This is a genomic window from Prochlorococcus sp. MIT 1318 (genome assembly GCF_047304505.1).
In the GTDB taxonomy this organism is placed as follows: Bacteria; Cyanobacteriota; Cyanobacteriia; order PCC-6307; family Cyanobiaceae; genus Prochlorococcus; species Prochlorococcus marinus_D.
This window is the reverse complement of record NZ_CP138958.1, coordinates 1,616,298-1,642,146: the sequence shown is the minus strand read 5'-3', so window position 1 is coordinate 1,642,146 and position 25,849 is coordinate 1,616,298. Positions and strand designations below refer to the sequence as shown.

Here is a 25,849-nt window from a genome sequence, read left to right as displayed (position 1 = left end):
AAAATGCCAGCCTATTGATATCTACACATTTATCAGATTAAAATTTCTTGTAACAAAAAATGACTTCATGGAAAAATTTTAAGCAATTTGAATTATCAATTAATCACCAAGTCTAGCTAACTAGAAGACTAGAGGATAAATGTCTACAACTATTGACCAGGCTCTTGTGGTAACGCATACTCAAGTCAGCCCTATCAATGCTAGTAAAAAGTAGAATTGGATCAATAGGTATTTAGGCTATTTCTTAGGCTAAGGCTTTTTCGGATAGAGACTGGCTATCTTTTTTGCTCTCATCTCATCCTGATAGGCTTTGCTACCTTTGTCTGGGTTAAAATCATCACTTTTAATCAAAAAGAATGGAATACAAAAGGTAAAAACCACCCCAAAAGTTAAAAGTGCGATTCCCCAAGGAGAGAAAGGATCTAAGCCATTTGAAAGATCAGGCACAAGCAAGCTTGATTAAATCAGACACTCATTCTAGCTGTGTATCTGCCTGGACAACATCGCCGTGAATCGGCGGCCAAGGTCTATCAGGCATGGGTAAAAACCCCTATGTGCTATAAAGGCCTTCATCTCAAGACATAAAATGCAGTCAACAGGTTCACTGTCTGAAGCCTCTCTCAAGGAACGTATCACCGCTTTTGGCAATCAGAGATGGGAGCGCCTTACTGATCCTCAAAAGGCTTACGCCAAAAAGGCCTGGGGTATCCTGACCTTCAAATGGCGTTGGCAAATCGCGATGAACATTCCATATCTAGCAATTTTTATTCTGGATCGCACCATTCCAGCCGTCCACAAGTTCAATATGGATCTTCTTTCTTCACTCATGGCCAAGCTGCCAATCCCGGAATTTTTATCTTCAATGATTGCGGCTGGCTAGAGGGTAATATAATATTAAAGCCAACTAAAATCACAACAATCGCAAGCAAGCATACACTTAAAAGTTTACCTCAACAAAATCATATTCTATGGGCTTCATTCAATAATGGTTGAAGCTCATAGAGAGGCTGATCAAATAAAATCAAAACCACAACTGACTCATAGATATTTTTTGTTATGCTAAATACACAGAAAATGATCTTAAGCCGATAACATAGATACTCGAAGCAACTCTTTCAATTTTCATCCAAGCAGAGCCCTAAAGGTTCTCTTCATGGCTAATTTGTACTTGCTTATCAACAGAGAACCTTTACCAACTTTGAAAGCTTTTCTGAATATGCGAAAGAAGTTTTGCCTTGGATTAATTCAGTAGGCGGTCGCATCCTTTCTAAAGACTTAAAATCTGATATCTGTCAAGGCATCGGTGTTCTCTTGGAACTACTCATCGAATTCCCTTCTAAATAGGATGCTCAAACGGCTTATCAGGCCCAATCAATTCTTGCAACTTACGCAAAAATAGTCAGACTTCGTTTACTTCCTTGGCATTGGTAGAGAGCCACCATTGCAGTAGCGAGTCGCCCACAACTTCGAAATCGTTTTGGACTCCTTTGGGAAGTCCCTACGTTGCCAGCGTAAGGATTCCTCAAAACATCCGTTCCAACGGGCTGCCTGTCTAGAAATTGGGATCAGCGACCAGGCGATCACGATGAGGCTGATAGTACTTAAAGCAGCCAATACGGGAAAAGCATGGGATCTAACCATTTCGCGTGGGGTCAGTCTCCTGCCTTCCTGGGAAGGGGCGCTCATCGATGCAAGGGGAACATCAATAGCAGTATCAACCTTGAGCGGCGGTACCAATCAGGTCTCCTTGTCAACGACGTCGGATCCTGAGCCAACGTCATCGCCAGAAGTGGCAATGCCTGGTCGCCAACCACTGGACCAGATTGCTCTGGTCTTGGCATTAAGGGCTTCACGATCAAAACCCCAACTCTTAACCACCTTTGTCAGATCTTCCTGCAAGTCCATCGCACCTTGGAAGCCGTCGTAACGGTTTAGAAGCATCGCTGCCGTGGTGAGCTGGTCTTCGTTGGGATGCCCCTTATGCCCTAAGAGAGCATCAACTCGATCACGATCACTCGCATAGAGGGGGTGGTTTTGATCTGGAGGTGAAGTCTCCTCTTGTTTTTTCTTTTCCATACCAACAGGATATTTGAATGGGCCGATACAAAAGCCTGATTTGTATTGATCCATCTCTAGTTAGTAGGCCTTAAACAATGAGCGCCATAGCGATTGGGCTTACTTGAGGTTGAATCCAAGATGATCAGATCAGATCAACCTTATTTGATCAAGAGTTTAATTAATCGTTGCAGGCTACTGGGGCCTTTGATTTTTTATTCGATGAGGTTCTCAAAAACATCCAATCGCAGAATAATCAGTTCAGAGCTTAATGACGATGACCACAATCTCCTGTTGCTACAAGGGCAATCTGCGCTGTGAAGCCCTACATACTCCCTCTGGGGATCGTCTTAGCACCGATGCCCCTATCGATCACGAAGGTAAGGGCGAGGCCTTCTCACCTACAGACCTAGTCGCAACAGCTCTTGGCACCTGCGTGCTCACCGTGATGGGCATCACTGCCCGTCGCAAGGGCTGGAGAATCGAGGGTGCAGCAGTTGAAGTCGAGAAGATCATGACCAGTGAAGGCCCGCGCAGTATCAAAGCCCTGAAGCTTCGAATTAGAATGCCGCCTGAGCTAAGCGATGAACAGGTCAAGCTGCTTCAAAGGGTGGTTGATACCTGCCCAGTAAAACGGAGCCTCAAAGAAGGGATCGCTATGGAGTTCAGCTGGAGCTGATTAACTTCCCTCGTACGACAAGCCTGTCTAAAGCAGTTCTAAGCAGGGGGTCCACTGATACGACTTCACTTCACTCCCATAGATATCTTCCCTGAAAGGCCCCAAGTGACCTTCTTCAATGCATACCTGCAGGTTTCAAACCTTACTGATGTTGTGAAGCCTGCAGGTTGAGCCGCCTCACCTCCTGATGACCGTGAATATGAGCAGTACTGCGTACATCACCAGCAAACAGATCACAACCTCGTCAAAGGAGAGCGGCACAAGCTCACTCTGCTCAACAGCCTTATCGTCGCGAGTGCACCAGAGGGTGCATCATCTATGACAAGCAATGCCTGCACTTTGATTACCAATCTGCAACTATCAGCGAATGATCTTGCAGCATTCTTCACTGCACCAAGAAAACTGAATAAAATGCGCTTTAGGAAGCGAATAGATCGATGAGCCGTCGCCATCCAACATTTCTCGATCGATTCATGCATCAGTGGCGACGCGTCCGACGGCATGAGTTAACTCGTACCCTTCGTCATATGCATTACCAACAGAAGCGAGCTGCTTACGTAAGAACCTATGTTGAGAAATCCTTGAGTTCACTTGATCGAGCAGAAGGCAAAATTCAAGACGATCAGCAGGCCCCCCTAGCGGATCAGGACTACTTCGACGAATGGCCCTAACCAAGTTGTCAAAGGACAAATTGGGGAACGAAGCTGCAGAGAAAATGATTTCAGCTATTAATCTAAAAAAACATTGACAGGTAACAAATTACCCTAGGTATTATCACATTAGTACAATAAAGAAAGAGAATATTTTTAGAGAATTGATCTTAAAGAAGGCATATGAAAGTACCTGAAGAAGGTTGACTATCAACTGAATGATACATTCTAAAGGGTGTCGCCGCTAGGCATGCCCTTAAAAGCATGAACCTGTACAGGAAGGTCGATGAGGACAGGCTTATTTACTCAGGTCCGATTAGACTGTGTTGTGCCATCGTGCGCAGAACCGTCCAAAGGAAAGCAGAAGAAATACGAATCAAGACTGAAAAGTTCCAGAAAGTCTTATGATGTCTAAATTAATAATAATAACAAATCAATGGTGATTAAGGAGAGGATTTATGACAGATAGAGAGCCGCTCATAAGCGACATTTCTCTGCATCTGAGCTTCCAATGTGCTCAAGGCTACCTTAATTGCTTCTAATTCACGCTCCATACGTTCACGTCTATAGAGCAATACCCCAAGCCGTTTTTTCAAATCCAGGCGACGAATCTCACGGTAGTCAGCTTTAAGGGCATCGTTTATTGAATAAAAAAACTGATTGTCTAGGTTTTCGTTTGCTATCTGAGCTTTGGCTTGCCATTGCTTGACTCCAAACGTTGTTAGCGGGGGCCCACAAAGTAGGCCCCTAAAGCCTTTCAGGACCGACCTCTCCATCCATCACCCTGTCCTTGGCTCTAATTCCGTTTTAGTCAGCAGCAAAACGAACGTCATGAGTGGATGCGCTGGAGTGTTTACACTCCCCCAGGCACTACCAATGGTGTTTTAGCGCGGCTGGACGGATTCTAAAAAACCTGTGTTTAAAGCCGACTCAGGCAGACTCAACACATACATGGCTAAAGCTCCCAACCAGTGGAGGACCATAGAGGCCTAGCTATAGAACGTGTTGACTAGCACACCCATAATGTAAGGGTCCGGAACCAACCATTTGCGCCTCATTCAAGGGATTTTTAGCAGACCCAACAAAGTCGTCGCCCTGCAAAGGATCGACCTCTCGCGCAATGCTGACACTGTGCAGTCTTTGCAGGCTCGACTAGAGAGGATCGATCGAGCAATCGGCGAAACCAGCCGTGCACTCATTCAAGCTCAAGCGGTTAGTGTGCGCTCAATGTTTTCTGGCTCCTCAGATTTCTTGGGAGGTATACAGAAAAAGGTCGTTGAATCATCAGCTCGAAACTCAATCTCCTGGCATCAGAGTCGTCTGCAGGAGATGACTCAAGAACGTAGGGAGCTACAGAATCAACTAGATCGACTAACCGGGCAAGTATGGCCGAAAAGACTGCGTCGCTGGTTACTTTGGGCTGGAATCGGAGCCGCAATAATTGTTGCCTCTACTGTTTTCATAATGGGGGTTTTTACCGCTATTTATCTATTACCAATCTGGGGAACACTGTTGTTGGTATTGTTCTTATTCCAAAGGGAGAGGTGATAAAGATGTAAAGAATAAATAAACTTTTGACGGCAAGTGTCAAACATCAGATTTATCCTATGATTAAAAAAGGTGCCGTTCATTCTATTAAAATCAAGAACTGACTTCATCTCAGTCTATACTCCATCATCTGTGCCAATATCATCCTTGTACTTAAGACACAGATCAGAGCAAACATGAAAGTCGGCTTCGTTACCATTATTGTTCTCGCCGCTGGCGTGATGCTTTTTTTATTTTTTACTAGTTACCGTTCAGCCTTTGAAGCAGACCAAGCCTGCCACTTCATAAAGTGGGAATCCTATAAGGAAAGCCTTGAATTTGGCTGTGATCATGATCTAGAAACGAACCAATGGATCCTCTATCAAGAGGGTTCTAACCATGAACCAGCAAAAGTAATTAAACGCTTCCGCTATTAACAAGAGCGTTAAGATTTGAAGTCCTCAAGTATTACTAAAAAGCTTGACATTATAGACTCTAGCTCATCAAGGATCTTCAAAAGAACTCTAGACATGATGAGCTAGCACTTGATAGTGATTTACACAGATGTAAGAATGGTTAAGGACTAAAAGTTAAAGGCACTAAGCTTTCTTAAGAGCTAACTATTAAAATTTAATTTTTAGACCTCCATCAACCAACTCAACAGTTCCTCTGGGTTCACGTCGGTTTTCAAAACAACGCTAATGGCTTCTTCCCTGATACCAAAGCCCGTTGCGGCGACAAACACCACCGCCAACATAGTGGTACCCAATAGCAAATACATAATGATCATGGTGATGACGATTATGTTTTCCGACTGCGGACATCGGCACTCCAATGAAAACAAATGTTGTTGCAAAGGCAGATGTCATGAGTTTGACAATTTTCATTCGTTGTTCCAAAAGGTTGCCATCCAACTGTTCAGAAGGATGCCAGTATTATCTGGTTAAAACTGCTATCATATAAATTAGGCCCTAACGGTTAAAGATCAGATAGTTGTTGGCACATCAGATATAGGAGAACTATGAAGTTGTTAAATCATTGGCAATGATCTAAACGAAATGGGAATTCCTACTATAATGAGCTTATAAGTCTTTATTGAAAAGTCAGATTAGCGGTGGTCGCTCAGATCAACCATCTCAACCTGACTAGACCTGCACCAATAGAATAGACTAGAGGAAACTTCAATTAGCAATCACCTTAAAATTCTAATTTGCGGTTATTTGATGTGAATTTCTCAAACCATCAGCAAGGAAGATCATCAATTGATGTGCACTAAGTGGAGCTAAAGACATCTTCGGGAAAAGCGTACATGTTCAAAGAATTCGAACAAGACGAATTGAAGATTCTGGTCATCAGGCCCCTAAATCCAAAGATACATGTTTGATATGAGAATCCATAAACCGAGGAATCGTCGGTCCAGTATCACCAAAGACGCTGGGAAGACTAGGCGGCTTATATTGTTCAAATCAAGCGGTTGGCCCCCAGCAGAGATGTAAAATATCCAGTTCGAAAAATAGTTAAAATGAGGGTTATTGAACTAAATGTAAAGTACTGCGGCGAGGCTCATCGCTAAAAAAGTATGATCGCAACGAACCTCCATTAGCAAGTGATCGAGATGAGGGGTCCCGACCATTTTTACCAGATGAATTATGGGATCGCAGAAATAGTGACGGTCGCGATCAAAGGGGCGACAAGGATAGCCTGGAGATCATTTCAATCATGCGGCTATTGGTTCAGGATACTATCGGACTCTATACATGCACAATTAGCAAGCATCATTGCTAAAAAGCTTGCATTATCAAGTGCATCGGTGAAGCAAGATCAAAAGGGTTTTCTGTCTTGACAAGAAAGCTGAGTGGCAATGAAATGACTCCGCTACTGATGTCTTACAATTGAAGTAATACAGGCTTTTCTCCTGAAGAGACAAATCGACGTTCAAAGCGACTACTCACAAAGGATGAAATAAGCTAAAAGGAGGCATGACCAAAGAAACAACCCCGGACTTTTTCGAAGACAGACGCCGCCTGGCGATGGAGCTCAGTGATGCCTTGAAAAGCCTGCGCTCGTTATTTGTTGCGGCTGTCTCACTTGTGATCACCATTGCAGGATGGAGGCCACGATCAGAAACTTGTAAATCAACGACTAGCAACGATGATCAGATCCCTCAAATGCAAGCAATTCCTGCCTCTTCATATCCAATCCTTACCTCTCGATCGACTCATGATTCAAGGCCAATAACTAACTCGCGAACAAAACTCAACTCAGATCTAATCCCTACCTCGCAAACACGGTTTGACTGGAAGGCAATTGAGGCCTCCCCAAAAAGCACACAGCTAGAACGCCGTAAAGTTAACAAATTAGAAATTGCCAAAGATCTCGCCTACACATTGATGGCGGCAATCAGTACGATCGCCCTAGTCGTTGGTGTCTCTAGGCTTGAGCCGATTGCTGAGAGGCTTGAGCCTATTGCTCGTTGGGCTAAGTCACAGAATGAATGTATTGAATCTTCTCCTAATAATGATGAAATGAATAAAGCTGATCTTCCGATAAAAGTGATGAGTTGTAATGGTGGCCACGAATAAATGTGAAATCAACTAATCCTGCAAAATAAGCATTCCTCAATAGAATACCTAAAGCTACAATAGACTATTTACAGACTGATCAAGCAAAGTAATACGTTGCTCCAAAACAAGACTCATACAAATGAAAGTCTAGACCAGCCATTATTTATAAATAATCATAACTTCAAGTTCTCGCTTTGAATCGATTTCGCTAAAAAAACTTAAGTATAATATCTACAAGATAAGCACAAAGGTTGTGTATATAGAGATGGAAGCTATAAATTAGTTTATTTGAATCTCAGTATTTATTTCTGCAATTCAAAAATTTCTATGGATTAGATACAAGTCAAACGAAGAAGACTCAGAGCATCTCAATATTAGTAAAAGCTAACAATGAAAAGAGTATCATCTCTGCACGTCATGTGCGCATCCATCTCCATCATACAAATCACTGTCGTAATATCCATTTCTAGTTCCAAAATAAAGCGTTATCAGTGCAAATGGCAAAGAAGCCCATAGAAGTACTGTTGACAAATCCATGGCGTAAACGAATGGTTGGTTCCTTAACAGATTAATTTAAACGAATCAGGCCCGTGTTGTCTAATAATTATAACGCAACAAATTGATCCTATGGCAAGCGCTCCTTACTAGTGATGTCGGCAATAGAACACAAACCAAACAATTTGGGATAGCTCCTCAGGCCAATGATAGGCTAGCTATAAACTTAATCGGGGAGTAAAGATGCTTAAATTTCATTTTTCTATGTTCAAGACAGACATGAAAGTCTCGTCTCTCTAACCCAAAAGATACTTGTTAATAGAGTGATCGAAGCACTGCCCGCTACCCAGTAAGCAGGGCTAATTGGATTGCCACTTCCCTGAATTAACCAGGTCGCTATTAATGGTGTTGTACCACCAAAAATTCCCATAGAAGTGTTGTAGGCAAAGGCCAGGCCGGTACAGCGAACCACCTTAGGCATTAGCTCCACATTCGCGACATTTAATCCTCCCGAAAGAGTTGCGAGTGCAATCACAAATCCAAGCTGCCCTGCGAAAATTCGTGAAGGATCAGTGGTGTGAATCAATTCAAACAGTGGAATCGAGCCAAACATCAACATGCCACCCCCAGCGAGCAACAAGGGCTTGCGTCCAATACGGTCTGAAAGCCAAGCTGTTAATGGATAAAGTAGTAAAAGTATTGCCATAGAAACTGTATTTATATTCAAAGCTATGCGTTCAGACACCATATCTATTTCTTTTATATAACTCACAACATACACAAAAGCTGCATAGAAGCCAACACCACCACCAATATTAAGCAAGAACAAGCGTAATACCTGCATACGGTATTTTCCAAAAACCTGTTGTACTGGGTCTCTGGATACTTCAGTAGATACATCGCTAACAAGGCCACGACGAATTAAAAGTCCTATTAATGCCACAAGAGAACCAAGAGCAAAAGGCACTCTCCAGCCCCAGATATCTAGCTGTTGATGATCTAGAATATTCGCAAGAAAACTGGCGACTGCTGAAGCCAACAGAATTCCCAATACTGCACCCCATAGCCCCCAAATAGCAAAGAAGGCCCGTCGTTGATCAGGGGCATTCTCAACGAGATAGACAATCGATGTTGTGTACTCGCCGCCGACTGATAATCCTTGAATGATACGCAACAAAACAACTATGATCGGGGCGGCTATGCCAATCCTGCTGTAGTTAGGCATACAGGCCATTAGCACTGTTGGTATAGCCATAGCCATCAAGGTAAGGATAAGAGCTTGTTTTCGTCCCAGCAAATCAGCGATACGTCCGAACAAAAGCCCTCCAAAGGGCCGAACTAGAAAGCCGACGGCAAACGCTCCGAAAGCAGCAATTAGAGAAACAGAAGGATTACTTGAGGGAAAGAACTGTTGTCCAATAACGTTGGCAAAGTATCCATACAAAGCAAAGTCATACCACTCGATCACGTTACCAACGAGTCCCGCTAGTATCACACGCATGTTAGATGTTTCTTGGGCTTTTGCGATCATGCCAAACAACTAAAAGAATGGTCTTTTCAGATGAGTCTCCCCTCATGCTTAAGCAAGAAATTCTGACCTAAGGCTCAAACATAAATGGTGTGATTAAGACTTAAGAAAAGGCAAAAGCGTTTCTTGTATGTCGACAAAAAAGAGAATTCATTGATGTACTCTTCATATCTTACTTAAACACATCCGCAAATGCTGTCTGACCTGAATTCTGTGTTCAAATCACAATTCATTCATGAATAAAAGGCAAAGTTCTATACAGGCAAAGGTCTAAGATTGATCAAAAAAAGTTCCCTAACTGGTATCATTTACGGTTATACCAACAAGGAAATAGAGTGATTTTTACACACTAAGCTATTAAAGGTATACCTTGCTATATATTAAGAAAATTTTGATTCGTGTAACTGCATGAGATTCTAGTATCTCTAGCCTTCAGAGCAGTTCTGTTTTCTCAAGATGAAGTCAAGCAAAGAGCTTTTTACACATCAGGAGAGAATCAAATTTTCCCAGCTTTTGAAAATGAATTTAGCAAAGGTTTTCTATGGATAAGTTCCAAGAAACCATACAAGAATCAAAAAGAAATTGGGCAGAGAAAGACTCTGCCCAATTAAGCAATTTATTTTCAGGCGTCTGCTGGATCGTTAACGGCCAACCAGAAGAAGAAAGCAAAACCAAGAATGCCAAGGACTCCAAGGATTGCAGCTGAAGGAATCATTTGAATTAGAATGCAAAGCCGGTTAATTATACACTATAAAACCCAGCCTTAAGCACCATTTCTACCATGTTTTCGAATCTGCTTGGTTTCATAAGCCTTATACGATCGTTATCGCTTAGGGCATTAGGCGAGCTGCACATAATGGATTCGTTGTAAGTCGCAAGGCAAGAAGCCTTATGGGCGTGCCAAAAAACTCAAGGGCAAGCCAGTCCGAAAAGCCAATTCGTGCTGCAAGGACCCTTCGATAAAAAATCACCAAACAGTGCTGCGATGAAAAAACAATCCAGATCATTTAAACAGCGCATACAAAGGCATTGCTTGTAAACAGTCCATCCCCAATCTGCTATCAAGATTATTCTGATAAATTTAGGCCTACAGATGGGGCATCACAAGCAATGAAGAGTAACTTCAACTTTGCAATCAGATAATTCTAATTCGCCCAAGAAATGCTAGAACTATTAGGTCTTCGCTCACCCCTGGAATTATGGGACGAAATGTAGGTGATCCAATTGACCCACTCGACGGTGCTCCCAAGTGGATGCAGCGGTGGCTGGCTCCACCTATTATTTGGTGGCGTGGTGTAGAGGATCAACAAGTTAGTGCCATTCATGCACTTTTACTTGGTGGGCCTGCTTTATTTGTAATGATCCTTTGGTTCTTTGGCGTAAATGCTGATCCCAATGGCATTGGATCCGTTGCAAGTTGCCCGGCAGAATGGAAATGCCTAGGGCTAGGCTGGCTGTTAAATTTCAGTGGTGCCTGATAACAAGAGAATCCACGATAAGTCCTAATGAATTTAAAATTCAAATAGGTTTAATTAAACCCTGCACTTATGTGTAGGGTTTTTCTTTTGCAAAAAAAACAAGCCATCTATCCACAAAAGGGAGTAAAGCTACGCCCCCACCAAGAAGAAGAAGGAGGCAGGTGGGTTAGTGGGTTTAAGCCATAACCAACAAAGCCATAATCTACAAAACCAAAATAGTCCAACCCTATTCGTGAGAAATAAGACTGGAGGCTTTTAAAAATGATGAGTTCTTTAGATGTGTTCTGTTTAACTTGAGAGTTATACATTCATAAAATCAGAAACAGCAAAACCATTCCAAGTATTTTGCTTGAGGCCAGTTTAGCCCTGAACTTCATAGATAGCAGGATTGAGCTTAGAAAAATCTGTAAAAACGTAGAAAGGAATATTCAATCAATGGACAAATCAGACTATTCCTAAGCAAAAAAAAGCCCTGCACATGAGTGCAGGGCTTAATTTAATTACTGGAGAACTAATCAGTTCAGAGTAATTGTTGCGCTGTCGGCATTGCCGATTGCATTGGAAACTCTCTTGAAATCAAATCCGAGAGCTCTGAGGGCATGCCACAGATGACCTTGGATATAGAAGAATCCCAAGTAGTAGTGAATGTTGGTCAACCAAGCACGTGATGTGTAGGTTCCTTCAGGAAGATTTGCAGTGTCAACCCAATAAGGAGAGATACTGAATTTGAGATCTAGAACTTCACCGAAGAATGTATCTGGATAAATGGTTGTGTTAGAAGCACACCAGAAGGCAGCAACTAAAGCCATCCAACCTACACCTGCAAGGGCCCATGAGAGCTGAGCTTCAGCACTAAGGATTCCTTTGCCTTTAAATGTGGTGTACTCACCGGCTTGCTTGGTAACAATGTGCCAAAGGCCACCAGACATCATGAATAATGCGAGGAAGGCATGGCCGCCCATTACATCTTCAAGGCTATTAATAGCTAGGAAATTAAACTGAGCATTCCATACCATGCCAATGTTCAGGTTTGGTACTACAGTTCGTACTACCCCTTCTGCATTGTCATACAAGCCGTAATACTTAGCCCATTCAACAAATTGAACGTTGCCAAGGCCTAATAGGAATAGGTGATGACCAAGAATAAAGGTCAACTTGTCTGGATCATCCCACTTAAAGTCAAACTTTCTAGCCCACTTAACTCCCATTTCGCCAATGTCTCCATTGAATAGGAGGGAGTGCATAAGTCCGCCAGCTGCATAAACCATGGATAGAACCAGGTGCAGGACTGCCGTCACAACAATTGGGTAAGTATCAGTTATGACACCACCATCACCAACGCCTATTCCAAGAGTTGCCAGATGAGGGAGGGCAACCAGAGGCTGATGCCCCATGGGTACTGAGGGGTCATAACGGGAAAGTTCAAATAAAGTGAACGATCCTGCCCAGAAGGCCATCAAACCTGTGTGGGCAATATGCGCTGCCAGGAATTTTCCTGATCGATTTGTAGTTCCAGCATTTCCTGCCCACCACCCATAGGTGGGGTTAGGATTTCCATAAGTTTGCACGAGAACGGAGCAAGAGAAACGCCAGCAGCATTATGAACCTTTACTAAGGGATTCACCTAGAACCTGTAACAAGACTCCACTTGAGCAGCAAATTAGTGCTAATTACCTAGGCGTTTATGCTAAAAAAATCGATTTTTTAGGCATAATTGCCTACTGTCGGTCAATTTACTGGCACACTCTGCTGACGATAAGAGGTGATTCTTGCTAAAGGGCGCATCTCTCACAATTCACTCATAAGGCCTGCCATGTTTCATGCAAGATCAAGTCTTGAAGACTTAGGCCTTCCAGGTCCAGAAAATAAGGTGCGTTTTTTGCTAGAGATTCAGTTCAACCGTTTCCAGAGGAGAGGTTCCAAACCCTCGCTGGAAATCGATTCCCCAATCGTTTGAGAATCAGCTTTTGTCATCGTTCACTTTCTATACGTGTCTTAACAACGCTATAAAAAAGCATCTGATCTGATTCCGAGAAAATCCACTAGTGGCACTTCAATAATCTGTTGAAAACAGCCAAGCTAATAAGCCACACATAGTTCATGGTGGATTCTTAGCTAAATCAATGTAAAAACAATTTATTAGCTCATCAGCTCATCAGCTCATCAGCTCATCAGCTCATCAGCTCATCAGCTTAGATCAAGCTAACATTAACCATGCCATAATGACTTACTAGTAAAAAGACTCAAATTACGAGGTTTTCTACATACTTGTGAAGGGATAAATCTCTTGGATCGCCAAAGGGATCCATTCAGGCCCTTTGATTGGATGTGTCTTATAAAAAGAATCAAGTCAATAAACATGATTAGAAAAACAATATTAGTCCCGATGCCAATCATTGTTTTTACTAGGCAATGAATTGAAAAAGTGTATGGCTCATTGATTCTCAAAATCAATTTTTTCGCCAAGTAAGGTTATTTTTTACTTTTGGTGAGGAGGGTTATCAATGCGCCAAACAACCAACTTGAAGTAAGGATAGCAATCACCACTGCGGCAATAGTAAGAGTGCTTGGACCACCCGCTTCGTTCAATAAGTACATTTCATTTCAGCTCCGATCGATTTCGAATGGCTTTGCTCAAAATGACAGCAATAAACGGAATGTGAATTGCATACTTCTGCAATTTGATCCTCTCCTCCAGGCTCACTACTTCCCCAGAGGCTAAGCGATCAATGATTTCCTTAACTCGATTAAGGGTAACTGTAGTAAGCGAGCCAACAGCCATTGCTTTAATGAGTTATGCACCACTAAACAAATATCGCCACAAATCCACTAAGTCGCAACCAAGTCTCAACAAAAAGATGGGCTCGGAAGCACCAAGACTCCGTTACGGTCTAACAATGAATCACGGAACTAGATCCGCATCCTCTTGAAAATACCCAAACACGATGCTGATGAGATCACCCTGAGCGGACTCCTCAGAGATCCGTCAACGTAAGCGAAGCCTCCTCAACAGGTCAAACCGCAATTAGGCAAAGGATTAGCCCTACTCCTTTGCGGTACAAGAGCGGAGTTCAAACAACTCTCAGGAAAAAGATTCACGAATGCATTGCCCGAATTTCTCCCACTGAAGATCGGTCATGTTGTCGGTGCCAAATGGGATGCCAATTTGCTTTGAACAAAGAACTCTGCGCGACTCTGCTTTAGCGTTCATCTGTTGGGGATATTGGTCCTGAATACATATTCCCATGGCAATTAAAAGACATGTGACGGCGAGCTGTGATTTCATCTTTTGGAAAGCGTGAGGGCTCTATGCCCGATGTCTACCAGCCTGATTTCATTAAGCAGAAGAAACCTTGTTGCCTCCCACTTATCTTCGTGATCTTGATCACATGATGGGTGTAAGAAGAAGAATGCAAGGTCTCCCCTTTGCAAAATCTTTTGAAAACCCCTTCCCAAGGCAAATTATCACCTGCAAAAGCTTTGCTCTTTGCGCATGATTAGAACACCAAAAACCCCTCAAAAAAGTCATTAACTGTTAGGGAAATTCGTAAACCTTTGAGGCATTACTACGCAGACTTCAGATCTCGAGCAATCAAGCGCATCATTCTTCTACATCTCCTCCTTAAAATTATTTTCTCCTATACGCTGCAATTGATCTTGCAAGGAATTCCATTGCTCCAATCAGTCTCAATGATCAATTAAACAACACACCGGGAGCATGTATTGCCAAGATCCTTTTAGACTAAATAACCAAAGCTATCGGCTGCGAAGGATCAACACAGGGTTTGATCGGTGTGTCTTCAAACTAGAGATGGATACAACAAAGGTCATAAGCGTGGATCCATCACCAGTTCAGGGGACGTAGTGGTTCTGCAATCCGCAGCAATGGGCCCTGGAAAGCAGGCTCTGTCTGTCAGTTATTAGGGTATTTTAGATAGCACTGCAAGCAAGTTCAGAGTTTATCTTGAGCCTGCTTATAATCTTTCATGTCACTAAAGAGAAGCTTTCCAAGGTTGGCTCTCCTCATCACCCGCCAACCAGCCAGGGTCTCTTTATTGCCTCTCAAGCAGCCTGGAGGCCTACCAATTGTTGATTTTCAACATGCTATTTAGCACTTTAGCAAGCCAACAAGATCAACTGCCAACAACCTCAGTGCCAAAGTCAATATGTAGCAGGCGTTTAAATCTTTAATCATTAATTTTTATAGTTTTGTTCCAAGATTTAAATCATTGCGCAAAGGTCAACGTAAAAAAAGTTTGTTCAAGGGAAGTAACGATGTCCAATCTAAAGATAAAAAACTAACAGAGACAATGCCTATAAGAGCTTGATAGATCTTGAAATTTCAGGCTATTACAGTTGCAAGTAATCCTCTCAGTACCCCCTTAAACGGTTCTTTTTAATGCATGCATCACTCCTCATGCAGGACATAAATCTGGGTTCCACCCCCTAGGGCTTCTGATTTGCTTTCAGCACCAAATTTTTCCTTGCTTAACAATGAATACAGAAAACCCAACCCCATAAACTGGAATTTGCCCACACAAGCCTCTGGAAGCATTGGATCAGCTTGGGGCATCATTCTCACAGCAAAGAGATGCAAGTAGAGCTCAACAAATCAGTCAGATCCATCGAAGTGGATCCAGGCTCACAGCTGAGCACAGTTCCGAATAGCTCATGCCTACAACAGTGAGGATTGACAGAAAACAGCTCTAAGTCATTTGGCTGACTCTTTCGACTTCGATTTTCTAGCTGACTTGCTTTCTAACAGTTCGAGTAGAGCTTCCAACTGGGCCATAGCAACTCAAACATCACCAGGCTCAGGGAGCAGTGTTCCGTCAAGCACCCCTGCATGCATGACCCCCAAGGCCTTGCGGAGGCCCTGAAGCTTGACCTTGACCTCTTCTACGTGTCTCACTTGCTGTAGACATCGAGAAACTCTTTTCCGATAAGGCCTCTGCAATTTGTCGGGAAGTGTGTCGGCTAACACTCATGAGCACAAATACGCAACAGAGTGCATTTGTCCACCAGAACCGAGAACTGGATTGAAAAACGAGCTACTCCATGGGTCGGTCAAAGGGGAAAGAAGCTATTCCCTGGGCTATGACGTTGAAATAGCCATTGACCCCGACAAGCCAATCAAAGAAGAAGTGGCAAGAACCTTCGAAGAGGCGACGCAACTCAAGCCAGTCCTCATCGAAAATCCACTCGTAGCAATCGACGCATCAAGCTGGAGCTGGGTCGTCGAAGATGACGAAGATAGTGACGAATTCCTAGTGGTCTTCAAGAAAGTCGCTCAGGAGTGACAAGGCACGCACGAGTTTTGCAAGCTGACCAAAACAATCTCAACAAAACCACCATCCCAGCGTTCAAACGCAAAAGGGCCAACTTTTTGGCCCTAGCCCCTTGTTGTGATTGAGATGGGTCGTCTGCGATTCGAACGCAGAGCCAGCCAGTTTAAAAAGCCGGATGGAAACCCTGAGATGCACTGCTACAACGAAACAGTACGACAAAACTTACGCGTCCATTGACACGAACGCGATACCCTCCCCCTTACCCAAAGGGGTTTATCCCGTTGCCTTAGGTATTCCGAAGCTACTTAAGCTAGGCATTTTAACTTATCAAAAGGTTTGGGCTTGGAATATGGCACTCAGGCCGGGGGAGCTAAAGACCAGAGTGGATGTGAGCAAGAGCCGAGAACTGGATCAACAAACGAATCAAGGATGATCGAAAGAAATCAAATGACTCAACTCCCAGAACTATGACGTTGCAATAGCCATTGACCCCGACAAGCCAGTCAAAGCCGAAGTGGCAAGAGCCTTCGAGGAGGCGACGCAACTCAAGCCAGTCCTCATCGAAAATCCATGAGTAGCTCTCGACGCATACCGCTGGAGCTAGGTCATCGAAGATGACTAAGACAGTGGCGAAGTCCTAGTGGTCTTTAAAAATCCTCTCAGGGATGTCAGCTCATAAGGTTTACTTCTTCGACTTCTTCGCTGACTTGGGTTCAAGTACTTCAAGCAGCTCTTCCAATTTGGCCATCGAGGCACGCACCTCGCTGGGTTCGGGCATCGTGCTTTCCTCCATCACTTTCGAATGGATCTCCCGCAATTCCTTGCGCAGAATTTGGAGCTTGCTTTTGATGTCCTCACGTTTTTCAGCTGCTGTCGCCATTGTTCCTTTTGATACGACTTTAGCCCTCAAGTTAAGGGTTGATTCTTCCTATCCCCTGCCAAAGTCCATATCGAAATACGCGACATGAGCCGATTCCCAACGAAGCCCTCCGAAGTCTTTGATGGCTCTTCAGCCCATGAAAAAAGCCAGTGACTTCAAGGGTGTTCCCTGAGGTCCACTGGCCTGACTGAAGTGGGTCGCCTGCGATTCGAACGCAGGACCAGTCGGTTAAAAGCCGAATGCTCTACCGCTGAGCTAGCGACCCGCCCTTTGGGCATGCCATTCAGGCACGCAAGAAAATTATCATGCAGCCTATCGAGCAAAAAGGACACCTTGGCAAAGTATCCATGCAGCCACCGCATCAACTGAAGATTAAGGACCTAAAGTGGTTGATGAAAATTCGATCAGCTGCTGAGGCCAAGCATGCTTGGCCTTATATAAGCCCGTAGAATCGGTTCTCTGCAAAATCCACTAAGCGATCAGCCCCCTCATGATTCTCATCGTTCTCCTCCCTATTTTACTTGCCGCCACCTGGGCCTTTATCAATATCCGCGGTGCTGCTTTAAAGCAACAGGGCTTGGGGCTTGTCAGCAAAAACAAAGGCTAAAAATCCGCAATGGCCATCCCCAAATGGCCACTACCTAAGCTCGAGTTCAGGCCAAATGCCGAATGACCTGAACTCTTGAGTTCCCTCCCTACTGTGCTTGTCATAGGAGCTGGCCTGGCTGGTTCCGAAGCTGCTTGGCAAATAGCACAAGCAGGCGTGCCTGTCAGGCTGATAGAGATGCGGCCGATCAAGCACTCACCAGCTCACTACAGCAGTGAATGTGCAGAGCTGGTCTGCAGTAATAGCTTTGGCGCTCTGAGTAGCGATCGTGCAGCCGGCCTACTCAAGGAAGAGCTGCGCCGGCTGGGCTCAATCGTGATCCGCACAGCCGACAGCCACGCCGTACCTGCTGGTGGTGCACTAGCTGTCAATAGGGCTTCCTTCAGTGCATCCCTTACCAAAGAACTCTCGACCCATCCACGCATCACGATCGAGCGCCAAGAGCAGAAACACCTTCCAGATGAAGGACAAATCACTGTTCTGGCAACGGGTCCTCTGACCAGTGAATTGCTTGCAGAAAACCTACGCACCTTCACCGGCCGTAGCGAATGCCACTTCTTTGATGCCGCCAGTCCAATTATCGAAGGCGAAAGTATCGATCTCACGCTGGCATTTCGGGCAAGCCGCTACGACAAAGGTGACGCTGACTACATGAATTGCCCGATGGACAAAGGGCAATACCTTGCCTTTCGGGAAGCACTGCTCAATGCTGAGCAAGCCGAACTCAAAGAGTTCGATAAGGAATCTGCCAAGTTTTTCGAGGGCTGCCTACCAATCGAAGAGCTTGCTCGTCGCGGCGAAGACACAATGCGCTACGGCCCACTCAAACCAATCGGACTCTGGGATCCCCGTTGGGGCGATCTCAATGATCGAGACGTGCGTCGCTCCAAGCGGGCTTATGCAGTTGTGCAACTGCGCAAAGAAGATCACGAGGGTCGTCTCTGGAATCTGGTGGGCTTTCAGACCAATCTCAAATGGAGCGAACAAAAGCGAGTTCTAAAAATGATTCCAGGCCTGCACCAGGCTGAATTCGTGCGTTTTGGGGTCATGCACCGCAATACCTTTCTCGAAGCCCCGCAGCTACTTGAACCAACCCTGCAATTCAGCAAACGATCCAACCTCCTCGCTGCTGGACAGATCACCGGCACAGAGGGTTATACCGCTGCAGTAGCTGGAGGCTGGCTTGCTGGAAACAATGCAGCGAGATTAGCAATGGGTCTCAACACCATTACGCTTCCTTCTACAACAATGATCGGTGCCCTTACAAACTTTGTGAGTGACAGCGACTGCTTTAGGGGCCGCAAAGGTGAGTTCCAGCCGATGCCCGCAAATTTCGGCCTTCTGCCAGAACTTGCAGAGCGAATCCACGCTAAACGCGCACGCTACGGTGCCTACCGAGATAGGGCGCTCACGATGCTTGAGGAAGCCCAGCAACAATGGGGCACGAGAAAGGTCCCTATCCAGATAGGGAGTTCATAATCTTCTCGAGCAGGGCAAGCATCAAACTGATTCTTTAATCTCTCCAGCAAAGCTGCCGCAAACTTCACAGTCAGAGTTGACGGGTTCAGAGTTGCATGCAAGCCCTTAGCGTCAAGCTGTTGAGACCATGCCATGGAACCTATCCGCATCGAAAAAGACGCAACACAGCCCTGGGATGCTGTGGTTATCGGTTCGGGCATCGGCGGCCTGGTCACCGCCAGTCAGCTAGCTGTCAAAGGTGCCAAGGTTCTTGTTCTGGAGAGCTACACAATCCCAGGTGGTAGTAGCGGCTCATTCCAGCGAGAGGGCTACACCTTTGATGTAGGTGCATCAATGATCTTCGGGTTCGGAGAAAAGGGATACACCAACCTGCTCACCCGAGCCTTGGCCGATGTGGGGGAGCACTGTGACACCCTGCCTGACCCCGCCCAACTCGCCTACCACCTTCCTGGAGGATTAGAGCTCGCAGTTGATCGGAAATACGAGCAGTTCATTGCTGATCTCACCGCACGCTTCCCCCACGAAGCGAAGGGGATCCGTCACTTTTACGACATCTGTTGGCAAGTTTTCAACTGCCTGGATGCAATGCCACTGCTATCGATCGAGGATCCCACTTATCTGGCCAAAGTTTTTTTCAAGTCCCCCCTGGCCTGTCTCGGTCTTGCGCGCTGGTTGCCCGTCAACGTGGGTGATGTAGCAAGGCGTCACATCAAAGACCCAGAACTGTTGCGGTTCATCGACATTGAATGCTTCTGCTGGTCAGTGATGCCTGCCGACCTCACACCGATGATCAATGCTGGCATGGTGTTTTCAGATCGCCATGCCGGTGGCATCAACTACCCCAGAGGAGGCGTTGGTGTGATAGCCCAAAAGCTCGTCAAAGGCATGCAACGTCATGGTGGTGAGATCCGCTACAAGGCACGGGTCACACGAGTGGTGCTGAAAGATAATCGTGCCGTTGGTGTACAGCTAGCAAATGGAGAAATCATCCACGCCCGCAGGGTGATATCCAACGCCACTCGCTGGGACACATTCAGCGGTGAGGGGTCCAAACAGGCCCTGGTGGATGCAGAACACACACCCGCAGCGGAGCAGACCTGGCGACGCCGCTATGTGCCATCGCCATCCTTCCTCTCTCTTCACCTTGGAGTTCCTAACGAGGCCATTCCAGCCAACAGCCACTGCCACCATCTGCTCCTAGAAAGCTGGGATGAAATGGAGAGTGAACAGGGTGTCGCATTCGTCTCTATGCCGACTCTCCTGGATCCATCCCTGGCGCCAGAGGGACATCACATCGTCCACGCCTTCACACCATCCTCAATGCAGGCATGGCAAGACCTAAGCCCTGCGACCTACAACAGCAAAAAGCAAGCTGATGCTGACCGTCTAATCAGGAAACTCGAAAAAATCCTGCCTGGCCTAAGTCAAGCCATCGTTCACCGAGAGGTGGGCACTCCTCGTAGCCATCGACGTTTCCTAGGACGATTTCAGGGTAGCTATGGGCCAATCCCCTCAAGTCGTTTACCAGGACTTCTCACCATGCCTTTTAACCGCACTGGACTCAAAGGGCTTTATTGCGTCGGCGACTCTTGTTTCCCTGGCCAAGGCCTAAATGCAGTTGCTTTTAGTGGCTTTGCCTGCTCCCATCTCATCGGTGCCGATTTAGGGATCAACCCCTGGGCCCTGCCCAATTGAGCCATCTTCTAGATCTTCATAGAAGACAATCGCTACCCAAACGACCTTGAAGTACAAGGCAGCAGCAGAAATTGTTCCGCGGTATGGCTAGCACATCTCAATTGATGTCATCAGGAAATTAGCGAGGAAGCTCAAGCTCAAAAATCTCTACAAACAATCACTCCCCCATGACAACAGCAACCACCCGATTAGCAGATTACAGGCCATATCCCTTCCAGATTCCTAACATTGAACTGGATGTTGTTGTCGAAGAACAGCACATCGCGATCTCCAGCTCCATGCAGATCGAGCCTGCCTTGACAACCAAAGTTCCTTTAGTCCTTCAGGGGTTAAACCTGGAGTTGGACTCCATTGTTATAAACGGCAGTTCTGTACCAACGGATGCCTACAGCCTATCTAGCAGTGAGTTAGTTCTCCATCAGCCACCAATTCATCCTTTTGAATTGAAGATCATCTGCCGAATTGATCCCTTCAACAACACCTCACTAGAAGGGCTTTATGCCAGCGAGAGCATGCTCACAAGCCAATGTGAGGCAGAAGGCTTCCGTCGTATTTGCTTCCATCCTGATCGTCCGGATGTGCTCAGTCGCTATCGAGTACGAATTGAGGCGGATCGGACGCGCTATCCAGTGTTGCTCTCGAACGGAAATCTTTTGAGCAAAGGGCCTTTAGCTAAAGATCCAATGCGACATGAGGCAATTTGGGACGATCCCTATCCCAAGCCTGCCTATCTCTTTGCTTTGGTTGCAGGGGCACTTCAGGAAGTTCAGGCTCATTTCAAAACCACATCTGGACGCTCAGTTCTATTGCGTTTGCATGTTGAAAACGGAGATGAGCCCTACACCTATCACGCCTTGGATTCTCTGAAAAAAGCTATGACCTGGGATGAAAAGGTCTATGGGCTGGAGTACGACCTGGATGAATACAACATTGTGGCAGTGCGCCACTTCAACATGGGTGCAATGGAGAATAAGAGCTTAAATATATTCAACTCAAAACTTGTATTGGCTGATTCCGAATGTGCCACCGATGGTGAACTTGAACGAATCGAAAGTGTTGTTGCTCATGAATATTTTCACAACTGGACTGGCAACCGTATCACCTGCAGGGACTGGTTTCAGCTCTCCCTAAAAGAAGGTCTCACTGTATTTCGGGATCAGAGCTTCACAGCCGATCTGCATTCAAAAGCAGTGAAACGCATCGAGGATGTCTCAATGCTGCGAAACACCCAATTTCGTGAAGATTCAGGCCCTACATCTCATCCAGTTAAGCCTAGTGAGTACAAGGCAATTGATAACTTCTACACCACAACTATTTATGAAAAAGGTGCAGAGTTAATCCGCATGCTTCACACCCTGCTTGGGCAGCAACGCTTCATGGCAGGAATGGCGTTATATGTGCAGCGTTTTGATGGCACTGCTGCCACCACAGAAGATTTTATCCACTCCATTGCTGAAGGAGCCTGCGCAAATGGGGAACAACTTGGGTTTGATCTTGATCAATTTCAGCGTTGGTATCACCAAAGCGGAACTCCTCAAGTCTGCGTCAAACGCCACTGGGATTCTCAAGTCGGAACACTCACACTTGAGGTCAGCCAATTCACACCACCAACGCCTGGTCAACCCTCAAAAGCACCTCTAGTCATTCCGATGGCCCTCGCCGTAATCGGCCCAAATGGACGCATGGGCGAAGAGAAACTGGTTGTGTTGGACCAAGACACACAGAGCGTCTCACTAAGGGATCTACCAAGGCAAGCAAAGCCTCCAGCTCTATCGATATTTCGTCGTTTTTCAGCTCCGATCACGTTGCAGATGGACGTCTCAGTCGACGAATCGTTGCAGCTACTTGCTCTTGATGACGATCCCGTTGCTCGATGGGAAGCAGGCCAGAGATTATGGAGAAAGATCCTTTTAGCAAGGGCTCGCAAGCAAGCTGACAAGCCACTTGAAGAACGTTTAGCTCTAGCGCTAAATCAACTGATCACCAGTGGAGGGGAGAGTGATCCCTCTTTTCTGGCGATGTTATTTGGCATGCCAGGACTAGCTGAACTGGAGGCCGCCCAGGATGTCGCCGATCCATTGATGCTCTTTCAGGTCTATCAATCACTCAAGTCATGGTTGGGAGTCAAGCTTTCAGATCCGCTCCAGAATCTGCTTGAACGTAGTCGATTGAATTGGGGGGCTCAATGGCCAGCTGGACAAGGTGAACGCATGCTCACAGGACTGACCTGGAGCTGGTTAGCGGCTGCTGGTGATTGCGAAGTTCGCAAGGAAGCAGTTGAAGCAGTCAACGGACCCTCGATGTCTTTGGCTCGAGCGGCCCTTCGGGCACTACAACCCGTTGAATGTACTGAGCGAGACGAAGCTCTCAAAAGCTTTTACGAGCGCTGGCAAGATCGACCAGTGATCTTAGATACCTGGTTTGCTCTGGAGGCATCCACTCCACGGTCAGATGGGCTTGAACGAATCAAACAGTTACTAGATCATCCCCGCTTTGACCCAATGGCACCCAACGCGATAAGGGCTGTCCTTGGTGGTCTCGCTTCAAATCCACCTGTATTTCACGCTATTGATGGAAGTGGTTACAACTTCATGGCTGAACAGCTCATCGCCATTGATCAACGCAACCCAATCACTGCTTCACGCATGGTGAAAGTGTTCAGTCGTTGGCAAACTTATGCTCCCTCAAGGAAAGAGGCGATGCACCGGGCCATCGATCAACTGGCCAGTGCAGAGCTGTCTGCAAACACCAGAGAAGTGGTCACGCTCATGCAGCCAGAACACTAGAAGTAAGCCTAGTTTTTCTTCTCATGCAATTGCTTGAACTGCCTGAGGCGCTGAATTCCACCCTCTATCCCAGCGTGCTGTCCCCAGAGCCCCTCCCAATAAAAATAAATCACTCCATGGCCGCGCTCAGCTGCCATTCGAACCTTTTCAGCCAAAATCGGCATGGGCGTGGTGCGTTTGCCGAATCCTGCCAGCACACCAATATGCACAGGGACACCCAATTGAGGTGCTTTGCGTAAGGCCGGCTGGTCGAGATCCTTCGCAAATCCCTTGAGCGAGTAGGCGTAGTTCTGCACAACCAACTCGTCTATCAATTTGCCTACAGCCCAAAGCTCCCAGTCTTGAAGCCAGTTGTTGTAAGCAAACCTGAAAGGCCCAGGGGCAAGGCTGATGTTGACAGGTAGCTTTTCCTTCTCCAATGCTTGCCTCAGTTCTCTAAGCAAACCGGTCAGTTTCCGCCTTCTCCATTGCATCCAAAAGCGGTCTCTGTAGTCCCGGGGCGGAGAGGAGCCGGTTTCTTGTTGATAAAGAGCCACGGTATAAGGGTCATAACCAAGCTGCACCGGCCAAGCAAAATGATCATCAAGCTGAACGCCATCCATCTTGCAGCGCTTCATGACCTCAATCACTACGCCAATGAATCGCGCACGAACCTCTGGATGGGCTGGATTAAGCCAAACCCGCTGGTGATTCCCATGCATCTTCACAACTGGGTTGCCATCAGCTCTGGCAAGAACCCAGTCGGGATGAAGCTTAACCACCTCTGCGTCATCAGGCTCCATCAGCCCGTATTCAAACCATGGCACCACCTTCATGCCGCGGGCATGACCTTCTCTACTCAGGGTGCAAATAGGGTCGAGAGCCAAGCCTGCTTTCTGAAGGGGCCCTTCTACAGGGGCATAGTTGCTGCGATGGAAGGTGGACCCCCGACTCCAAACATTGAGATAGAGCGCCGTAAAGCCTGCGCTATAGAGATCTTTCACCGCCTTATGCATCAAGTTACGGCTGTAATAAAGAGGGCTCGGACTATTGGTCATCCAAACACCAACAATCGGCAACTGATCACTTAAATGACGCAAGCTTGATTGAGCCACTGATGGGGAAGTTGATGCCTGCGCTGAAATTGTGCATGGTTGAGAAGTCATCAACAACACAACCACTAACACTCTCAAGTAGGGATAGCGCCACCAAAAGCTGAGTGATGGCATCGTGTTATCAGGGCATGGCATATTTCTTGACATCTCGCGAGATTCAACCAAAAACAGGATTTAAGCAAAGCGTGGAGAAGGGTTGAAGTTGTAGAAAGGTATCTAGTACTGAAAGATGAGCATAAATAGCCTGCTTGCTAGCAAAGAAGCAAAAGATATGAAAGAACGAAACCAATCGCCCTTAATCGTTATTGAGACCCTACATATCCTTGCTAACACTCAGACCAACGGACAATCCAAAAGGCATTGATCGCAACAAGTGTTTTTGTCTGGCCTATGGGCAAAGGTCTACCTGAGGACCACGGTCAAACTTAGTCATGCTTTGCAGTGCTTCTGGTCAGATTTTTGCATGTGCATCCGCGCAAGATAAAAAGGTCAACTTTTGGAGTACTCGATGAACTTTTCCATACGTTCCAAAGCCCTTTGGCTGATTCCTTGTTTTGCCCTTGCTGGTTCGGCCTTTGTCGTCCGCGATGCTGACGCCAACAAAGGTGGCCAAAGTTTTGGAGCCAAACTTAGCGAAGCTCAGCAGCAGAAGCTTTTTGAGGCCCGCAAAGAATGGGAACTAAGTAGCGCAGACAATCGGATTGCCATCATCAACGCTTCCCAGAACTGTATTGATGCTGCCCAAACACCAGAAGCTTTTCGAAACTGTAAACAAAAAGGACGGCAATCTTATAGAGCATTAAAAGAGCAACGCCGCAAAAAAATCAATGCCACCCTAAAGATCATGGGTCTAGAGCCTATGCAATCACACCTTAAGCATGGCCATCGCAAAGGCAGAGCAAACAATCAAAGAATTGGAGCTAAGCTGAGATCAAATCAACTTTAAAGCCTCAAAATTGGCTTCTTATTTACTGCTTTAGATCAGTTAGGCATATATGGCTCCAACTCTCATGGATTTAAGAGAGTTGGAGCCATATATGCTAC

23 protein-coding genes and 1 tRNA gene are annotated in these 25,849 nt (G+C 45.9%); 13 read left to right on the top strand and 11 right to left on the bottom strand.

Annotated elements, in window-relative coordinates; all coding sequences use genetic code 11:
• Positions 1–249: 249 nt before the first annotated feature.
• Positions 250–453: a hypothetical protein gene (locus tag SIB66_RS08240; protein WP_011825682.1), complete on the bottom strand. Its 204-nt coding sequence runs from the start codon at positions 451–453 to the stop codon at positions 250–252.
• 133 nt (positions 454–586) lie between these two features.
• On the opposite strand from SIB66_RS08240, the gene SIB66_RS08235 reads away from it, so the two are divergent.
• Complete coding sequence (locus SIB66_RS08235) at positions 587–880, top strand: hypothetical protein (protein WP_063405760.1); 294 nt, start codon at positions 587–589, stop codon at positions 878–880.
• Between the two features lie 530 nt (positions 881–1,410).
• Here SIB66_RS08235 and SIB66_RS08230 read toward each other — a convergent pair.
• Positions 1,411–1,686 carry an Ets-domain-containing protein gene (locus SIB66_RS08230; RefSeq protein WP_236070107.1) on the bottom strand — a complete coding sequence of 92 codons (276 nt, stop codon included), beginning with the start codon at positions 1,684–1,686 and terminating at the stop codon, positions 1,411–1,413.
• Between the two features lie 51 nt (positions 1,687–1,737).
• Positions 1,738–2,076, bottom strand: coding sequence for a DUF3288 family protein (locus tag SIB66_RS08225; RefSeq protein WP_063405790.1), 339 nt, complete (start codon positions 2,074–2,076; stop codon positions 1,738–1,740).
• Between the two features lie 250 nt (positions 2,077–2,326).
• Here SIB66_RS08225 and SIB66_RS08220 point away from each other — a divergent pair, with 250 nt between their 5' ends.
• Positions 2,327–2,734: an OsmC family protein gene (locus SIB66_RS08220; protein WP_063405759.1), complete on the top strand. Its 408-nt coding sequence runs from the start codon at positions 2,327–2,329 to the stop codon at positions 2,732–2,734.
• Between the two features lie 437 nt (positions 2,735–3,171).
• The gene (locus SIB66_RS08215; protein WP_063405758.1) at positions 3,172–3,405 is read left to right on the top strand and encodes a hypothetical protein; all 234 of its coding nucleotides are present in this window, start codon (positions 3,172–3,174) and stop codon (positions 3,403–3,405) included.
• A 422-nt stretch (positions 3,406–3,827) separates the two neighbouring features.
• Here SIB66_RS08215 and SIB66_RS08210 read toward each other — a convergent pair whose 3' ends face one another.
• Entirely contained in the window at positions 3,828–4,160 is a 333-nt protein-coding gene (locus SIB66_RS08210) for a hypothetical protein (RefSeq protein WP_236070106.1), read from the bottom strand.
• 271 nt (positions 4,161–4,431) lie between these two features.
• Between SIB66_RS08210 and SIB66_RS08205 the strand changes: the two genes are divergently transcribed.
• Positions 4,432–4,932, top strand: coding sequence for a hypothetical protein (locus tag SIB66_RS08205; protein ID WP_063421435.1), 501 nt, complete (start codon positions 4,432–4,434; stop codon positions 4,930–4,932).
• 176 nt (positions 4,933–5,108) lie between these two features.
• A complete protein-coding gene (locus SIB66_RS08200; protein ID WP_063399282.1) occupies positions 5,109–5,348 on the top strand; it encodes a hypothetical protein in 240 nt (79 codons plus the stop codon).
• A gap of 200 nt (positions 5,349–5,548) precedes the next feature.
• Here the strand turns inward: SIB66_RS08200 and SIB66_RS08195 are convergent, their stop codons facing one another.
• Complete coding sequence (locus SIB66_RS08195) at positions 5,549–5,692, bottom strand: hypothetical protein (RefSeq protein ID WP_413681228.1); 144 nt, start codon at positions 5,690–5,692, stop codon at positions 5,549–5,551.
• A gap of 1,198 nt (positions 5,693–6,890) precedes the next feature.
• Between SIB66_RS08195 and SIB66_RS08190 the strand changes: the two genes are divergently transcribed.
• The gene (locus SIB66_RS08190) at positions 6,891–7,493 is read left to right on the top strand and encodes a hypothetical protein (protein WP_063405754.1); all 603 of its coding nucleotides are present in this window, start codon (positions 6,891–6,893) and stop codon (positions 7,491–7,493) included.
• Positions 7,494–8,238: 745 nt separating this feature from the next.
• Here SIB66_RS08190 and SIB66_RS08185 read toward each other — a convergent pair.
• Complete coding sequence (locus SIB66_RS08185; RefSeq protein WP_063405789.1) at positions 8,239–9,501, bottom strand: MFS transporter; 1,263 nt, start codon at positions 9,499–9,501, stop codon at positions 8,239–8,241.
• Positions 9,502–10,697: 1,196 nt separating this feature from the next.
• On the opposite strand from SIB66_RS08185, the gene SIB66_RS08180 reads away from it, so the two are divergent.
• The gene (locus tag SIB66_RS08180) at positions 10,698–10,976 is read left to right on the top strand and encodes a hypothetical protein (RefSeq protein WP_011130417.1); all 279 of its coding nucleotides are present in this window, start codon (positions 10,698–10,700) and stop codon (positions 10,974–10,976) included.
• Between the two features lie 515 nt (positions 10,977–11,491).
• Here the strand turns inward: SIB66_RS08180 and SIB66_RS08175 are convergent.
• Positions 11,492–12,544, bottom strand: coding sequence for a chlorophyll a/b binding light-harvesting protein (locus SIB66_RS08175; RefSeq protein ID WP_011130418.1), 1,053 nt, complete (start codon positions 12,542–12,544; stop codon positions 11,492–11,494).
• A gap of 2,840 nt (positions 12,545–15,384) precedes the next feature.
• Complete coding sequence (locus SIB66_RS08170) at positions 15,385–15,531, bottom strand: hypothetical protein (RefSeq protein WP_236070104.1); 147 nt, start codon at positions 15,529–15,531, stop codon at positions 15,385–15,387.
• A 484-nt stretch (positions 15,532–16,015) separates the two neighbouring features.
• On the opposite strand from SIB66_RS08170, the gene SIB66_RS08165 reads away from it, so the two are divergent.
• The gene (locus SIB66_RS08165) at positions 16,016–16,276 is read left to right on the top strand and encodes a hypothetical protein (RefSeq protein ID WP_063403168.1); all 261 of its coding nucleotides are present in this window, start codon (positions 16,016–16,018) and stop codon (positions 16,274–16,276) included.
• 670 nt (positions 16,277–16,946) lie between these two features.
• Here the strand turns inward: SIB66_RS08165 and SIB66_RS08160 are convergent.
• Positions 16,947–17,144 (bottom strand): hypothetical protein, encoded by a 198-nt coding sequence (locus SIB66_RS08160; RefSeq protein ID WP_063395417.1) that lies wholly within the window; start codon positions 17,142–17,144, stop codon positions 16,947–16,949.
• Between the two features lie 193 nt (positions 17,145–17,337).
• Positions 17,338–17,409 (bottom strand) — tRNA-Lys (locus SIB66_RS08155).
• A gap of 225 nt (positions 17,410–17,634) precedes the next feature.
• On the opposite strand from SIB66_RS08155, the gene SIB66_RS08150 reads away from it, so the two are divergent.
• The 4 genes from SIB66_RS08150 (at position 17,635) to pepN (ending at position 23,711) form a co-directional block, all read left to right on the top strand.
• Positions 17,635–17,751, top strand: a complete 117-nt coding sequence (locus SIB66_RS08150) for a photosystem II protein Y (protein ID WP_011130420.1) — start codon at positions 17,635–17,637, stop codon at positions 17,749–17,751.
• 75 nt (positions 17,752–17,826) lie between these two features.
• Positions 17,827–19,230 carry an FADH(2)-oxidizing methylenetetrahydrofolate--tRNA-(uracil(54)-C(5))-methyltransferase TrmFO gene (gene trmFO / locus SIB66_RS08145; RefSeq protein ID WP_063405750.1) on the top strand — a complete coding sequence of 468 codons (1,404 nt, stop codon included), beginning with the start codon at positions 17,827–17,829 and terminating at the stop codon, positions 19,228–19,230.
• Positions 19,231–19,362: 132 nt separating this feature from the next.
• On the top strand, positions 19,363–20,925 hold the full coding sequence (gene crtH, locus SIB66_RS08140; RefSeq protein ID WP_063405749.1) for a carotenoid isomerase: 1,563 nt from the start codon (positions 19,363–19,365) through the stop codon (positions 20,923–20,925).
• Positions 20,926–21,092: 167 nt separating this feature from the next.
• Positions 21,093–23,711: an aminopeptidase N gene (gene pepN, locus SIB66_RS08135; protein WP_063405748.1), complete on the top strand. Its 2,619-nt coding sequence runs from the start codon at positions 21,093–21,095 to the stop codon at positions 23,709–23,711.
• 8 nt (positions 23,712–23,719) lie between these two features.
• Here pepN and SIB66_RS08130 read toward each other — a convergent pair whose 3' ends face one another.
• On the bottom strand, positions 23,720–24,952 hold the full coding sequence (locus tag SIB66_RS08130) for a glycoside hydrolase family 10 protein (protein WP_063405788.1): 1,233 nt from the start codon (positions 24,950–24,952) through the stop codon (positions 23,720–23,722).
• A 361-nt stretch (positions 24,953–25,313) separates the two neighbouring features.
• Between SIB66_RS08130 and SIB66_RS08125 the strand changes: the two genes are divergently transcribed.
• Positions 25,314–25,751 (top strand): hypothetical protein, encoded by a 438-nt coding sequence (locus SIB66_RS08125; protein ID WP_063405747.1) that lies wholly within the window; start codon positions 25,314–25,316, stop codon positions 25,749–25,751.
• The last annotated feature ends 98 nt before the right edge of the window (positions 25,752–25,849 follow it).

Excerpts from the sequence above, each read along its gene's own strand:
- SIB66_RS08235 (WP_063405760.1), top strand. The coding sequence starts at position 587 with ATGCAGTCAACAGGTTCACTGTCTGAAGCCTCTCTCAAGGAACGTATC.
- SIB66_RS08230 (WP_236070107.1), bottom strand. The coding sequence starts at position 1,686 with ATGAGCGCCCCTTCCCAGGAAGGCAGGAGACTGACCCCACGCGAAATG.
- SIB66_RS08225 (WP_063405790.1), bottom strand. The coding sequence starts at position 2,076 with ATGGAAAAGAAAAAACAAGAGGAGACTTCACCTCCAGATCAAAACCAC.
- SIB66_RS08220 (WP_063405759.1), top strand. The coding sequence starts at position 2,327 with ATGACGATGACCACAATCTCCTGTTGCTACAAGGGCAATCTGCGCTGT.
- SIB66_RS08215 (WP_063405758.1), top strand. The coding sequence starts at position 3,172 with ATGAGCCGTCGCCATCCAACATTTCTCGATCGATTCATGCATCAGTGG.
- SIB66_RS08210 (WP_236070106.1), bottom strand. The coding sequence starts at position 4,160 with ATGGAGAGGTCGGTCCTGAAAGGCTTTAGGGGCCTACTTTGTGGGCCC.
- SIB66_RS08200 (WP_063399282.1), top strand. The coding sequence starts at position 5,109 with ATGAAAGTCGGCTTCGTTACCATTATTGTTCTCGCCGCTGGCGTGATG.
- SIB66_RS08195 (WP_413681228.1), bottom strand. The coding sequence starts at position 5,692 with ATGTATTTGCTATTGGGTACCACTATGTTGGCGGTGGTGTTTGTCGCC.
- SIB66_RS08190 (WP_063405754.1), top strand. The coding sequence starts at position 6,891 with ATGACCAAAGAAACAACCCCGGACTTTTTCGAAGACAGACGCCGCCTG.
- SIB66_RS08185 (WP_063405789.1), bottom strand. The coding sequence starts at position 9,501 with ATGATCGCAAAAGCCCAAGAAACATCTAACATGCGTGTGATACTAGCG.
- SIB66_RS08180 (WP_011130417.1), top strand. The coding sequence starts at position 10,698 with ATGGGACGAAATGTAGGTGATCCAATTGACCCACTCGACGGTGCTCCC.
- SIB66_RS08170 (WP_236070104.1), bottom strand. The coding sequence starts at position 15,531 with ATGCTTCCAGAGGCTTGTGTGGGCAAATTCCAGTTTATGGGGTTGGGT.
- SIB66_RS08160 (WP_063395417.1), bottom strand. The coding sequence starts at position 17,144 with ATGGCGACAGCAGCTGAAAAACGTGAGGACATCAAAAGCAAGCTCCAA.
- SIB66_RS08150 (WP_011130420.1), top strand. The coding sequence starts at position 17,635 with ATGATTCTCATCGTTCTCCTCCCTATTTTACTTGCCGCCACCTGGGCC.
- crtH (WP_063405749.1), top strand. The coding sequence starts at position 19,363 with ATGGAACCTATCCGCATCGAAAAAGACGCAACACAGCCCTGGGATGCT.
- pepN (WP_063405748.1), top strand. The coding sequence starts at position 21,093 with ATGACAACAGCAACCACCCGATTAGCAGATTACAGGCCATATCCCTTC.
- SIB66_RS08130 (WP_063405788.1), bottom strand. The coding sequence starts at position 24,952 with ATGTCAAGAAATATGCCATGCCCTGATAACACGATGCCATCACTCAGC.
- SIB66_RS08125 (WP_063405747.1), top strand. The coding sequence starts at position 25,314 with ATGAACTTTTCCATACGTTCCAAAGCCCTTTGGCTGATTCCTTGTTTT.